Raw genomic sequence first — 12,648 nt, 5'->3', positions numbered from 1 at the left:
CCATGAAGAACATGACCCACGTGGCGGGCGGCAAGGACGACTTCCAGCTCGTCACCCACCTCACCCTCACCGGCGGCCAGTACGAGATCGGCAAGGCGCTCACGCAGGAGGCGCGCCGGCTCGGCTGGTCCCCCGCGCCGATCGACCCGGTGGTGGGCCGGGCGCGCAGGGCCTGGTTCGAGCGGCACTGGCCGCAGCACCACGCCCGCATGGACGGCGCCGCGGCGGTGCTGGGCCTCGACCCGGACCAGGACGAGCTGGTCCTCGACGACCAGGGCTACGTCCCCGAGGGGTACGGCTGCTCGGCCCTGTGGATCCCGCCGTCGGCGGCGACGGACGGCCACGGCCGGGCGGGCCGCACCTACGACTTCTTCCCGGGGACCACCAGCGAGATCATGGGCGGCGAGCCGCGGCCGGGCGAGCTGCCCATGGCCTCCCGCCCGTACGTGATCACCACGCTCCCGGACGAGGGGCTGTCGTCGGTGGTGCTGACGATGTCGGCGCTCGACGGCTGCATGGACGGCATCAACTCGGCGGGCCTGGCCGTCATGCTGCTGGTCGCCGACATCGAGAGCGCCGAGCCGCCCCGGAGCTTCGCGCCGCAGGTGGGGGTGAACAGCGTGCAGCTGCCCCGCTTCCTGATCGACACGTGCGAGAACGCCGACCAGGCCAAGCAGGCGCTGCTGGGCGCCAAGCAGTACGACCACGGCATGCCCCTGCACTACCTGGTGGCCGACGCGCACGGGCAGGCGTTCGTGTGGGAGCGCGGCAGGGACGGCACCGAGCACATCGTCGAGTTCGGCGACGGCCCGCTGTGCGTCACGAACCACCTGCTGCACCGCCACCCCGACCCGATGAACCTGCCGGCGGACACCGGGTCGAGCTTCGCCTCCTACGGCCGGCTGCGCACGCTGTACGAGCGCAGCAAGGGCGCCACGATGTCGGCCGGCGACCTGCGGGCGAGCATGCGCGCGGTCGCGCAGCCCGAGGACGCGGCCGTGCCGTTCCGCACCCTGTGGAGCAGCGTCTTCGACACGGCCGACCGCACTTTGTCCACCCGCTTCTACCTGGGTGAGGACGGGCGTTACAGCGAGGAGCTGGTGTTCCCGGCGAGGTAGTCGGCGCGCACCTTCGAGCGGGACAGCTTGCCGGTGGGGGTACGCGGGAGCGCCGCCCGGTACTCGATCACCTTCGGCTGCTTGAACCGGGCGATGCGCGGCCCGCAGTGCTCCATCAGCTCGGCCGTGAGCTGGGGGCCCGGCTCGACGCCGTCGGAGGGCTGCACGAGGGCGACCACGTTGTGGCCCCATTCCTCGTCGGGCACGCCGATGACGGCCACGTCGGCCACGGCGGGGTGCTCCAGCAGGGCGGCCTCGATCTCGGCGGGGTAGATGTTCACCCCGCCGGAGACGATCAGGTCGGTGCGCCGGTCGCACAGGAACAGGTAGCCGTCCTCGTCGAGGTAGCCGATGTCGCCGGGGGCGTACCACTCCCCTCGCTTGCTGGCGGCGGTCTTGGCGGGGTCCTTGCGGTACTCGAAGGAGCCCATGCTGGACTTGACGTAGATCATGCCGGGCTCGCGGGGCGGCAGCTCCTCGCCTGCGTCGTCGAGGATCTTCGCCTCGAACGTGGGCGCGGGCCGGCCCACGGTGCCCGGCCTGGCCAGCCAGTCGTGCGGTTTGACGAAGAAGGCGATGGTGGACTCGGTCGAGCCGTAGTACTCGTACAGGACCGGCCCCCACCAGTCCATGATCTGCTGCTTGACGGCGACGGGGCAGGCGGCGGCGGTGTGGATGACCTGGCGCAGGCTCGACACGTCGTACTTGTCGCGGACGTCCGGCGGGAGCTGCAGCATCCGGTGGAACATGGTCGGCACCATCATCGCGTTCGAGACGCGGTGCCGCTCGATCAGCTCCAGGATGTGCACCGGGTCGAACCGGGGCGTGATCACGACGGTGTGCCCGAGGTGCAGAGCGAACTGGGCGTGCGCGCAGGGCGCGGAGTGGTACATCGGGGAGGTCACGAGGTGCACGTCGTCGCCCGGCTTCAGGTCCACGACCTCGCCGAAGAACCACGTGTAGAGCGGCACGATCGCCTCGGGCTCGGCGCCGGGCAGCCTGCGCTGCACGCCCTTGGGGAAGCCGGTGGTGCCGGAGGTGTACCACATGACGGCCCCTGCGGTCCGTCCGCCGGGCGCGCCGGCGGGCTGCCCTTCGGCCAGCCCGTCCGTGCCGACCTCGGCGCCGGGCACGGCCTGGCCGGGGCCGGTGACGACGACCTTGGCGTCGCAGTCGCCCAGGATGTACGCGATCTCGGCGTCGGTCAGGTGCCAGTTGATCGGCACGTAGTAGAGCCCGATCTGCCCGGTCGCCATGACCATGACCAGCGCGTCCACGCCGTTGGGCAACACCCCGGCCACCACGTCGCCGGTGACCAGGCCGCGGGCGCGCAGGCCGTGCGAGACCTGGTTGACGCGGGTGAGCAGGTCGCCGTAGGTGACGCGGGTGTCGTCGGTGTCGATCACGGCCAGGCGGCCGGGGTCGGCCGCGGCGATGGCGTAGAAGCCCGGCAGCTCGCTGACGTCCATCAGAGCTCCAGCAGTTGTGCGAGGCGGGCGCGGTGGATGCGGGGCGGGCCGAGCAGCACTTCGTCCGCCTTGGCCCGTTTGTAGAACAGGTGGGCGTCGTGCTCCCAGGTGTAGCCGATGCCGCCGTGCAGCAGCAAGTGGTCGCGGGCGACCTCGAAGCAGGCGCGGCCGACGTACGCCTGGGCGAGCGCGGCGGCCTCCGGCAGCTCCTCGGGCGACTCGTCGGCGGCCCAGGCGGCGTACCGGACGATGGACTCGGCCTGCTCCAGCTTGCCGTGCATGTCGGCGAGCTTGTGCTTGACGCCCTGGTAGGAGCCGATGTAGCGGCCGAACGCGACGCGGATCTTGGCGTAGGCCACGATGGCGTCGAGCGCCGCCCGCATCACGCCCAGTTGCTCGGCCGCCAGGGCCACGCACAGCCGTTCGAAGATGCCCGATTCCGGGGCGGGGCCGAGCACGCGGGCGGGCGCGCCGTCCAGCACGATCTTCGCCTGGTCGCGGGTGAGATCGAGCGTCTCCAGCGCGGTCCTGCTCACGCCCGGCCCGGCCAGCTTGACGGCCACCAGGACCGGGGCGTCGCCGTCGCGGGCGGGCGCCACCAGCACGTCGGCCTCGCTGCCCGACAGCACCTGCGCCAGTGTGCCGCTCACGGTGCCGCCGTCGAAGGGCAGCTCCGTGGTGCTCAGCGTGGCCGCGGCGCGGCCCTCGGCGATGCCGCTCTGCAGCTCCTTGTCGGGCACCCGGGTCAGCGCGAGCGCGGCGAACGCGGTGGCCAGGAACGGGCCCGGCAGCAGGGCGGCGCCCGTCTCCTCCAGCGCCACGGCCAGCTCGGCCAGGCCCGCGCCGGCGCCGCCGTACTCCTCGGGGACGATCAGGCCCGACAGGCCCAGCTCGCCGTTGAGCCGCGCGTACACCTGCGGGTCGTAGCCGTCGCGGACCTTGGGCAGCGGGGAGGCGGCGCGCAGGAAGTCGCGGACGGCCGCGCGCAGCTCCTGCTGCTCCTGACTGAGTACGAGCTTCACGCCTGCGTCCCCACCTTCAGATCCTTGAACGGCACGGTCTTGTCCACCCGCGGCTCCGGCGGCAGGCCCAGCACGCGGTCGCCGACGATGTTGCGCATGATCTCGTTCGTGCCGCCGCCCAGCGCCATGCCGGGCGCCATGGAGATCGCGCGGGCGAGGGGGTGATCGGCCAGCGCCGCCTCGGGGCCGGCGAGCCGGGTGGCGAGGTCGGCCTGGTAGAGGGTCAGCTCGGCCAGCAGCAGCTTGGCGGCGCTGCCGCGGGCGCCGGGGAAGACGCCGGCCTTGGTCTCCTGGGCGAGCCGCTGGTTGAACAGGGCCAGCGCGCGGGTGCGGATGTGCAGCTCGACGAGCTCGTCGCGAACCAGCGGGTCGCTGGTGTCGAGGGCCCGGCGCAGCGCCTCCACCGAGGCCGGGTGGTCCTTCTGGCCGCCCATGCCGACGCCCGCGGAGATCGACAGCCGCTCGTGCAGGAGGGTCGTGACGGCCACGCTCCAGCCGTCGTCGACCTCGCCGACGCGGTGCTCGTCGGGGATGGGGACGTTGTCGAAGAACACCTCGTTGAAGTTGGCCCGGCCGGACATGTCCTTCAGCGGCCTGACGGTCACGCCGGGGTGGTGCATGTCGATCACGAACATGGTCAGGCCCTTGTGCTTGGGCACGTCCACGTTCGTACGGGCGAGGAGCAGCCCCCAGTCGGCGTGGTGGGCGACGGAGGTCCACACCTTCTGGCCGTTGACGATCCAGTGGTCGCCATCGCGCACGGCCCTGGTCTGCAGGCTGGCGACGTCGCTGCCGGCGCCGGGCTCGGAGAAGAGCTGGCACCAGATCTCCTCGCCGCGCAGCAGCGGCCGGACGAACCGCTCCCGCAGGGCGTCGGAGCCCCGGTCGACGATCGTCGGCCCGGTCATGCCGAGGCCGATCGAGAAGACGTAGGTGGGCAGGACGTAGTGGCGGGCCTCCTCGGCGAACACCCGCTCCTCCGCCTGGGTGAGCCCCTGGCCGCCCCACTGCTTCGGCCAGGTGATGCCGGAGTATCCGGCGTCGTGGAGCTTGGCCATGAACTCCTTGGCCCGGGCGATCCCGTCGGCCTCCGGGTGGTCGTCGGTCGGAACGTTCTCCCGCAGCCAGTGTGCGGCCGCACGCCGATACTCAGCAAGGTTCACATCGACTCCTCGGCATCAGTGCTCACTTACTCTAGTCAGCGCCTCCAGGGACGTACAGAGCTTTGCTCTGGACATACGCGCCCGTTTCGTCCCAGCCGGGGCCGGTAAGGGATTACTGAGGGTGGTTTGAGGGACCCCGACAGAAGCACATTCGGTGGCCGCGGTTACCATGATCAACGTGACTGTCGGTGAACGGGAAATCCGTACCGTACGCGGGTTCCTCATACCAGAACAGATCACGCCCGGTTTGTCCTATAAATACTAATGATCAGAAGTTAGAGTTACTCGCTGTGACAACAGGTTTCAGCCGATTACGGCGCGAGGATTTGCTGAAAACGGCCTGCGAGGTGATCGCGGAGCAAGGCTTCGGGCACACGAGGACCCTGGACATCGCCAGGGCCGCGGGTGTCAGCCAAGCCCTGCTCTTCTACCACTTCGAGACCAAGGAGCGGCTGTTCGCCCAGGCGTTCAGCTACGCCGCCCGCCAGCATCTCCACGCGCTGGCCGACGTCGAGCAGTCGGCGGGCACGCCGACCGAACGCCTGCGCTCCCTGCTGCGGCTCTGCTCCCCCGCCATCCCCACCGAGGGCTGGCGGCTGTGGATCGACGCGTGGTCCGAGGCCATGCGCAGCGAGGAGCTGGAGGAGACCTCGCGGCGCATCGACGCCAGGGGCCGCACGCTGATGCGCGGCATCATCGAGGCCGGCGTGGCGTGCGGCGAGTTCGAGTGCCCCGACCCCGACGCGACGACGTGGCGGCTGTTCGCGCTCATCGACGGGCTGGCGGTGCAGACGCACGCGCACCCGAAGGTGTTGTCACGGCGCCGGGTCAACGTGCTGATCCGCTCCGCGGCGTCGAGAGAGCTGGGGGTGCCCGCGGACAGACTCTGAGCCGATGACGCCCCGAAAGCTGCGGTCCTCACCCTTCCCAGTGTTATTGGATTCTACGTACAATTACTGGGCGAGGAGAGGAGTGCACGCGATGACATCCGCACCGAGCTCTACCGCCGCAAGGGAACGTGACGAGCAGGTCGCGAGCCGCAGCGCGTACCGCGCGGTCATCGAACGCCTCTCGAAGGCGTCGGTGGACAAGCACTGGGAGCCGTACCGCGACATCCCGTGGGACGACCCCGAGTTCCAGGTGGACCAGACCGATCCGCGCTGGGAGCTGCCCGGGGTGGACCGGCTGGGCGGCCACCCCTGGTACCTCAGCCGCTCCCCCGAGGTACGCGCGCGGATCGGCCTGTGGCGGGTGGCCACGGCCATGAAGATCGGGCTGCAGTTCGAGAACCTGCTCAAGCGCGGCCTGCTCAACTACGCCTACCGCCTGCCGAACGGCTCCCCCGAGTTCCGGTACGTCTACCACGAGACCACCGAAGAGGCGCATCACGGGATGATGTTCCAGGAGTTCGTGAACCGTACCGGGCTGCCCGTGCGCGGCATGCCGGGGCCGCTCTCGGTGATCGCCCAGGTGGCGCCCTGGATCCCGCTGATCTCGACCGAGCTGTTCTTCGTGTTCGTGCTCGGCGGCGAGGACCCGATCGACCACGTGCAGCGCCGGCTGCTCAAGGACGGCCGGGTGCACCATCCGTTAGAAGAGACGATCATGCGCATCCACATCGCGGAGGAGGCCAGGCACATCTCCTTCGCCCGCCACTACCTGCGCAACCGGGTGCCGCGGATGCCCGCCTACCGCCGGCTCCTGCTCGGCATCGCCTCGCCGGTCGTCCTCGGTGTCATGGCCCGCATCATGCTCGCGCCGCCCGGGCCGATGATCCGCCGCTTCAGGATCCCCGCGAACGTGGTGGCCGAGGTCTACCTGGGCAACCCCGCCGCCCGGCAGGAGATCAGGGACTCGGTCGGCAAGACGCGCGAGCTGTGCGCCGAGATCGGGCTGATCAACCCGCTGACCCGGCGCGTCTGGCAGCTCATGGGGATCTGGGAGGACGCCGCGCCGTCAGCACCTCGGTGACCGTCACCCGCTCCCACCGGCCCGACGGGTTGGCCGCGAGCAGCGCCCGCCTGACCGCCTCGACGAACGCCTCCTTGCGCGCCCCGAGGCGCGCCGGGGCCGAGTACGAGTACGACAGTTGCAGGCCGATCACGGCGTCGAGGTCGTAGGGCAGGTGCTCCTCGTAGTGCGCCCGGTCGAGGACGCTGAACGGCGAGGTCGCCAGCACCTCGTCGTGGTGCTCGCCGGTCGCCTGGAAGGAGCTGGAGGCGGTGAAGGTGTTCACCGCGAACTCGTCGCGCACCCGCCGCACGACCGGCTCCCAGGGCTCCTGAGGGTCCTCGCGGGTCGGGCCGACGAGCGCCACGACGCCGTGCGGCGGCAGCAGCTCGTCCAGCTCCGCCAGCACCGCCCGGCGATCCATCCAGTGGAACGAGCGGCCCATGACCACGTGGTCGAACGGCGGCAGGTCCCGCAGGGTCGTCGAGTCGCCCTTGATCCAGCGGATGCCGCCGGCCTTGCCCGCCAGCCGCCGGCCCTCGGCGAGCATCTCCTCGTCGGGGTCCACGGCGAGCACCTGACGGACCCGCCGGGACAGCGGGATGGCGATCGTGCCCGGCCCGCAGCCGAGGTCGAGCACCGTGCTGTCCTGGCCGAACGTCATCGCCAGGTGCTCGATCGCCGGATCGCCGTAGCGGGAGCGGTATTTGGCGTAGTACGGTGCCGCGCCGCCGAACAGGTCGTCCACGGATGCGACCATATACGGGTCCGCAACGTGTTTTATGGAAGGTTCTGATCTGTGAGGCGGCTACTCACGGTCCTGCTGCTCGCGTTCACCGCCGTGGTCGCGGTGGGGGTCACGTACTCCCCGGCCCAGGCGCACAACGTGCTGATCGGCAGCGACCCGGAGGACGGGGCCACGCTGGCGGCCTCGCCCTCGCAGGTGACGCTGGTGTTCGACCAGGCGGTGCGTCAGGGGTACGCGCAGGTGGGCGTGACGGGGGCCGATGGGTCCTCGTGGGCCGACGGGAGCGCCGTGGTGGCGGCCGAGCGGGTCAGCGTGAAGGTCAAGCCGCTGCCCGCCGGAGGGTCGTACGTGGTGGGCTACCGGATTTTGTCGTCCGACGGGCACCCCGTCACCGGGAAGATCACCTTCCGGCTGGCCGCGGACGCGTCAGGCGTCGCGGCCGGGGCGGTGGCGGGCGGCTCCAGTGCCGACGCCGCCGAGGCGGCCGCCAACGGCGGGGCCGGGATGGCCGTGGTGTGGATCGTGGGCGCGCTGCTCGTGCTGGCGGCCGGCACGGCGGTGGCCCTGCGCCGGGCCGCCCCCGCTTCGGCTCCGGCTCCGGCTGCGGCTTCGGCTGCGGCGGACGACAGCGTCGGCGCGGCGGGCCGCGGCGAGGGGACGGGCGCGTGACCGCCGTCGCTCCTCCCCTGGCCCGGCAGCGGGTCGGCGGGCGGCTGGTGGCGGGCGCGTTCGGCGTGTGCGCGGTCGTCGCCGCCGTGGCGGCCAGCTCGTTCACCGCCCAGGAGTCCGTGCCGGGCATCCCCATGCCCGGGCCCGTCGTGTCGGTGGGGCTGCCGATCGTCCGCGTGCTGCTCGACGTGGCCGCCGTGGCCGTGGTCGGGCTCAGCCTGCTGCCCAAGCTGCTCGGCTTCAAGATGCCGGAGCACACCGAGCCGGTCATGGTGCGGGTGCGGCCGCTGGCCGTGCTCGCCGCCTGGGCCTGGGCGATCTGCGCGCTGGTCACGATCGTCTTCCAGACCGCCGAGCTGAACCCGGGGGCCGTGCCGACGTTCGGGATGATCGCCTCTTACGTCGGGAACGTCGGCACCGGGCAGGGGCTGCTGTTCAGCGCGGCGTGCGCGCTGGCGGCGGCCGGGATCGGGCTCATGGCGGTGCGGTTCGGGGAGAAGGTCCCGGCCGAGCTGCGGATCATTGTGGCGCTGTTCGGGCTGCTGCCCATCCCCGTCACCGGGCACGCGGTGAACTCCGTCTGGCACGACCCGATCATGATCTCGATGGAGATCCACGTCATGGGCGCGGCGGCCTGGACGGGCGGGCTGCTCGCCACCGTCGTCTTCCTCGCGCCGCACAGCAGCCTGCTGGCGGTCGTGCTGCCGAAGTTCTCCAGGATGGCGACCGTGTGCCTGCTCCTGGTCGCGCTGTCCGGGCTGGTCACGGGGCTCGGCACGATGGCGCTCACGCCCGGCGTGACCCTGCCCGGCGCCATCGTGACCAGCCACTACGGGGTGCTGGTGATCGTCAAGACGGCGCTGGTGGCGCTGCTGGTGCCGCTGGCGGCGCACATCCGCTTCCGGCTGCTGCCCGTCATCCGGCGCGGCGGGGCCACCGCCCTGGCGAGCTGGGCGGCGGCCGAGGTGGGGATCATGGGGCTGGCGTACGGGGTCGCGGTCGCGATCACCCGCGCCTCGATCGCCTGACCCTCTTTACGATGTGGCCGGGGCGACCATCGGGCGGGCCGTGGCCCCGGCCTCCCTGGGCTTGCGCTTGCCCGTGGCCCACTCGATGGCCAGCCAGGCGACGAGCAGGCCGAGCCCGGCCCACACCGCCGACGGCGTGGCCAGCGGGGGCGCTCCCAGGAGGCCCTCCTGGCCCTTGATCGCGCCGTACACGGAGCCCATGACCGCGCTCTGCACGACCAGCGCGCCATACGCGCCCGCCGTCACCCCGGCCGCGCCGAGCACCGCGCGCACGACCGGCACCCGCACCAGGAACGCCAGGTCGACCAGCAGCCCGGCGACGACCATGAAGAACGGCACCGCCGACGGCGGGAAGCCGGTGAAGGTCAGCAGCGGCCAGGCCAGCGCCCTGAACCCCACGTACGAGGCCGCGACCAGCGTCGCCGTGCCGAACCTGCCGACCAGCCTCCTGGCCACGACCAGCACCGACAGCACCCCCACCACGGCGTAGACCGGGTACAGGTAGTCGGGCACGGGCAGCGTGAACCCGGCCATCATCGTGCGATCGACCGGCCGCCCCATCTGGTCGGCCGCGAACTGGAGCAGGATCGGCTCGGCGTACGTCGCGCCGTTGTCCCACGCGCCGAGCGACAGGATGCCGTACTCCTGGTGCTGCTCGGGGAAGTGCATGTTCTCCAGGAAGAACGCGAAGAACGCGCCCAGCACGACCACCCGCTCGCGTCCGGGCGGCGCGCCCACGAACCAGCCGCGGATCACGCCCGCGATCATGAAGAACGTTCCAACGTAGAGCAGGATGTGCGACGGGCTCCACGAGGTGATGTCGAGCCCGTTGACGCGGTGGTTGATCAGGTCGAGCGGCACCGCCACGAGGAAGATGCCGGTGCCCCACTGGATCAGCCTGAGCGCGGCCTTGTCGACGCCGTAGCCGGTGTAACCGTGGATCACGGTCAGGGCGACGACGATGGCCGTACCGGCGGAGTTGAGCAGGTGCGGCGGGGCCAGGTCGTCACGCAGCCACTTGAAGTGCCACGAGACGTCCCACGCCGAGCCGAGCACCTTGAGCGTGAACGCCCCCAGCCAGCCGAAGTACAGCACCCTGAACAGGTCCTGCGGGGTCTCGCGGCCCGCCTCGCCGCGAGTCCAGTAGGGCAGGGCCCAGGCGGCGGCCCTCTTGAACGATGCTGGAAGCTTCACGGCAGAGCATCTTACGGTCATCTGCCCCGTACGGCCCGATCGCGGGGGCCCTACCCGGCCGAGGCCCGCAAGGAGTACATGAGCGGGATCCTCGGCGCGCCGTCCGGCACCCGGTAGCCGTCCGCCTCCACCAGGGTCGCGAAGCGGCGGAAGAGCGTGTGGTCGTGCTCGTGCAGGAACTCCACGCGCAGCCCCGCCGCCGCGACCGCGCTGACCACGTCGCCGAGACCGTGGTCGAACTGCACGGAGGTCTGGTGCTCCAGCACGTCGTCGCCGGTGTAGGTGTGCGGGTACTCCCAGACCTGCGGCGTGCGGTCGAAGTAGTCGCGGACGACCCTGGTGCCGGTGTCGTCGTCCAGGACGTTCGTGAACGGGTGGAACTCCGCCAGGTACAGGAACCCGCCGGGGCGCAGCAGGGCCGCGACCGTCTCGGCCCAGCGGGTGAGGTCGGGCAGCCACACCAGGGCGCCGACGCCCGTGTAGACGATGTCGTACGTCTCGCCGAGCGCCTGCGGCGCGTCGTAGACGTCGGCCGTCACGAACCTCGCCGGGAGCCCGCACTCGGCGGCGATGCCCCTGGCCTGCTCGATGGCGGCGTCGGAGAAGTCGAGGCCGGTCACCTCGGCGCCGAGCCTGGCCCAGGACAGGGTGTCGAGGCCGAGGTGGCACTGCAGGTGGGCCAGGCGGCGGCCGGCCACATCGCCCACCTCCTCCAGCTCGAACGCCCGCAACGCGCTCCCACCCGCCTTGAAGCCCGCCACGTCGTAGTAGTCGCTGGCGACGTGGACGGGGACGCGGGAGTTCCAGTTGGCCTGGTTGATGCGCAGATAGTCGATCATGCCGGTGATCCTAGGCACCTCTATGGAGGCTCAGGCCGGTCTGCGCAGGCGTACCGGCAGGTGCTTGAGCCCGTTCTGGAAGTTGGAGGTCAGGCGGCGCGGGGTGCCGGCCAGCTCGACCTCCCAGCTCAGCAGCTCCCTGAACAGGGAGCGGAACTGCGCGCGGGCCAGATGGGCGCCGAGGCAGAAGTGCGGGCCGAAGCCGAAGCTGACGTGGTCGTTCGGCTCCCGGGTGATGTCGAAGCGGTCGGGGCCGGGGAAGACGGCCGGGTCGCGGTTGGCGGAGGCGTGGTAGACCACCACCTTCTCGCCCGCCCGGATCCTGCGGCCGGCGAGCGTGAGGTCGCGGGTGGCCGTCCGCCTGAAGTGCATGACCGGGGGCCAGAAGCGCAGCATCTCCTCGATCGCGGAGCCCAGCAGGGACGGGTGGGCGCGCAGGCGGGCCAGCTCGGCGGGGTGCTGGAGCAGGGTGAGCAGGCCGCCGGGGATGCCGTTGCGCAGGGTCTCGTTGCCGGCGACGGCGAACAGGAAGAACATGTTCTCGAACTCCGCCTCGGTCAGGCCGCCCTTGCGCATCGCCGCCATGACCGACTCGCCGTCCACCGGGGTCTCCCCCAGGGCGTGGGCGTAGGCGAACATGTCGGCCAGCGCGGCCCTCGACCGCGGGTTGACCCCCGGCCTCGGCTCCGGCCTGGCCGCCAGCGCCAGGCGGCCCATCGGGGTGAGGGCCTCGACGTCCGCCGTGGACAGGCCCGCGTAGTCGTCGTCCTGGTAGCCGATCACGCGCGACGCCCAGTCGTACAGCAGCCGCCTGTCCTGCTCCGGCACGCCCATCACGTGGGCCAGCGTCCACACGGGCAGGTCGGCGGCGACCTCCACGAAGTCGCACTCGCCCTCCTCGAACAGCGCCGCCGCCCGCTGCGCGATCGTCCGCTCCAGCGCGCGGACGGCGCGGGGCGTGAACGCCGCCGCCACGATCCTGCGCAGCCTGGAGTGGTCGGGCGGGTCCATGTTCAGCATCTGCGACTGGACGAAGCGCAGGTCGGCGGGGGTGTCGGGGTCGCGGATCTGGGTGGCGCCGAGGTGGGAGGAGAAGTCCTCCGGGGTGCGCAGGACGTGCTTGACGTCGGCATGCCTGAACACCGCCCAGAAACCCGGACCCTCCTTCCAGGGGCCGATGGCGGGCTCGGGGATCCAGCACACCGGAGCCTCCCGTCTTAGCTGGGCGAACAGGTCGTACGGGACTTCGGTGTCGTAGGTGGAGGGGGTGAAGATCTCGACCGCGGAGCGGTGCTCGCCGGCCGGGTCCGGCCTGGGCTTTGAGCGGCCCTCACTCGTCGCCGACATGTCGTCCTCCTGTCCTCGCGCCGCCAGTCCTCACGCACGGCCGAGGCCGGAACCGCAGGACTGTGCGCATAGCCTGTGAGCCGGGCCCGGAGCCGCGTGCA

12 protein-coding genes are annotated in these 12,648 nt (G+C 71.4%); 5 read left to right on the top strand and 7 right to left on the bottom strand.

Going from position 1 to position 12,648, the window contains the following annotated elements:
* Positions 1 to 2 precede the first annotated feature (2 nt).
* Positions 3 to 1,118, top strand: coding sequence for a C45 family autoproteolytic acyltransferase/hydrolase (locus tag HCN51_RS29875; RefSeq protein ID WP_206068033.1), 1,116 nt, complete (start codon positions 3 to 5; stop codon positions 1,116 to 1,118).
* Here the strand turns inward: HCN51_RS29875 and HCN51_RS29870 are convergent.
* The 3 genes from HCN51_RS29870 to HCN51_RS29860 are packed head-to-tail and all read right to left on the bottom strand — an operon-like array spanning position 1,085 to position 4,772.
* Positions 1,085 to 2,587 carry an AMP-binding protein gene (locus HCN51_RS29870; protein ID WP_168013789.1) on the bottom strand — a complete coding sequence of 501 codons (1,503 nt, stop codon included), beginning with the start codon at positions 2,585 to 2,587 and terminating at the stop codon, positions 1,085 to 1,087. The genes HCN51_RS29875 and HCN51_RS29870 overlap by 34 nt on opposite strands.
* Positions 2,587 to 3,609: an acyl-CoA dehydrogenase family protein gene (locus HCN51_RS62425; RefSeq protein ID WP_168013787.1), complete on the bottom strand. Its 1,023-nt coding sequence runs from the start codon at positions 3,607 to 3,609 to the stop codon at positions 2,587 to 2,589. Before HCN51_RS62425 ends, HCN51_RS29870 begins: the two co-directional genes overlap by 1 nt.
* Entirely contained in the window at positions 3,606 to 4,772 is a 1,167-nt protein-coding gene (locus HCN51_RS29860; protein ID WP_168013785.1) for an acyl-CoA dehydrogenase family protein, read from the bottom strand. Before HCN51_RS29860 ends, HCN51_RS62425 begins: the two co-directional genes overlap by 4 nt.
* Positions 4,773 to 5,062: 290 nt before the next feature.
* On the opposite strand from HCN51_RS29860, the gene HCN51_RS29855 reads away from it, so the two are divergent.
* Positions 5,063 to 5,662 carry a TetR/AcrR family transcriptional regulator gene (locus HCN51_RS29855; RefSeq protein WP_080036223.1) on the top strand — a complete coding sequence of 200 codons (600 nt, stop codon included), beginning with the start codon at positions 5,063 to 5,065 and terminating at the stop codon, positions 5,660 to 5,662.
* Between the two features lie 91 nt (positions 5,663 to 5,753).
* Positions 5,754 to 6,743 carry an AurF N-oxygenase family protein gene (locus HCN51_RS29850; protein ID WP_168013783.1) on the top strand — a complete coding sequence of 330 codons (990 nt, stop codon included), beginning with the start codon at positions 5,754 to 5,756 and terminating at the stop codon, positions 6,741 to 6,743.
* On the opposite strand, the gene HCN51_RS29845 is transcribed toward HCN51_RS29850, so the two are convergent.
* A complete protein-coding gene (locus HCN51_RS29845; protein WP_168013781.1) occupies positions 6,700 to 7,470 on the bottom strand; it encodes a class I SAM-dependent methyltransferase in 771 nt (256 codons plus the stop codon). The genes HCN51_RS29850 and HCN51_RS29845 overlap by 44 nt on opposite strands.
* Before the next feature lie 51 nt (positions 7,471 to 7,521).
* On the opposite strand from HCN51_RS29845, the gene HCN51_RS29840 reads away from it, so the two are divergent.
* Together HCN51_RS29840 and HCN51_RS29835 are read left to right on the top strand one after the other, a co-directional pair.
* Positions 7,522 to 8,139, top strand: coding sequence for a copper resistance protein CopC (locus HCN51_RS29840; RefSeq protein ID WP_168013779.1), 618 nt, complete (start codon positions 7,522 to 7,524; stop codon positions 8,137 to 8,139).
* On the top strand, positions 8,136 to 9,167 hold the full coding sequence (locus HCN51_RS29835) for a CopD family protein (RefSeq protein WP_168013777.1): 1,032 nt from the start codon (positions 8,136 to 8,138) through the stop codon (positions 9,165 to 9,167). The genes HCN51_RS29840 and HCN51_RS29835 overlap by 4 nt, the downstream gene beginning before the upstream one ends.
* Positions 9,168 to 9,173: 6 nt before the next feature.
* On the opposite strand, the gene HCN51_RS29830 is transcribed toward HCN51_RS29835, so the two are convergent.
* The 3 genes from HCN51_RS29830 to HCN51_RS29820 are packed head-to-tail and all read right to left on the bottom strand — an operon-like array spanning position 9,174 to position 12,547.
* On the bottom strand, positions 9,174 to 10,361 hold the full coding sequence (locus HCN51_RS29830; RefSeq protein ID WP_346433848.1) for a hypothetical protein: 1,188 nt from the start codon (positions 10,359 to 10,361) through the stop codon (positions 9,174 to 9,176).
* A 50-nt stretch (positions 10,362 to 10,411) separates the two neighbouring features.
* A complete protein-coding gene (locus tag HCN51_RS29825) occupies positions 10,412 to 11,200 on the bottom strand; it encodes a class I SAM-dependent methyltransferase (protein WP_168013773.1) in 789 nt (262 codons plus the stop codon).
* A 30-nt stretch (positions 11,201 to 11,230) separates the two neighbouring features.
* A complete protein-coding gene (locus tag HCN51_RS29820) occupies positions 11,231 to 12,547 on the bottom strand; it encodes a cytochrome P450 (RefSeq protein WP_168013771.1) in 1,317 nt (438 codons plus the stop codon).
* Positions 12,548 to 12,648 lie beyond the last annotated feature (101 nt).

This window comes from Nonomuraea composti (assembly GCF_012034275.1).
Lineage (GTDB): Bacteria > Actinomycetota > Actinomycetes > Streptosporangiales > Streptosporangiaceae > Nonomuraea > Nonomuraea composti.
This window is presented reverse-complemented; position numbering and strand designations above follow the sequence as displayed.

Bases quoted from the DNA above. Each gene is read 5' to 3' on its own strand.
- HCN51_RS29825 (WP_168013773.1), bottom strand. From the start codon at position 11,200: ATGATCGACTATCTGCGCATCAACCAGGCCAACTGGAACTCCCGCGTC.
- HCN51_RS29875 (WP_206068033.1), top strand. From the start codon at position 3: ATGAAGAACATGACCCACGTGGCGGGCGGCAAGGACGACTTCCAGCTC.
- HCN51_RS29820 (WP_168013771.1), bottom strand. From the start codon at position 12,547: ATGTCGGCGACGAGTGAGGGCCGCTCAAAGCCCAGGCCGGACCCGGCC.
- HCN51_RS29850 (WP_168013783.1), top strand. From the start codon at position 5,754: ATGACATCCGCACCGAGCTCTACCGCCGCAAGGGAACGTGACGAGCAG.
- HCN51_RS29870 (WP_168013789.1), bottom strand. From the start codon at position 2,587: ATGGACGTCAGCGAGCTGCCGGGCTTCTACGCCATCGCCGCGGCCGAC.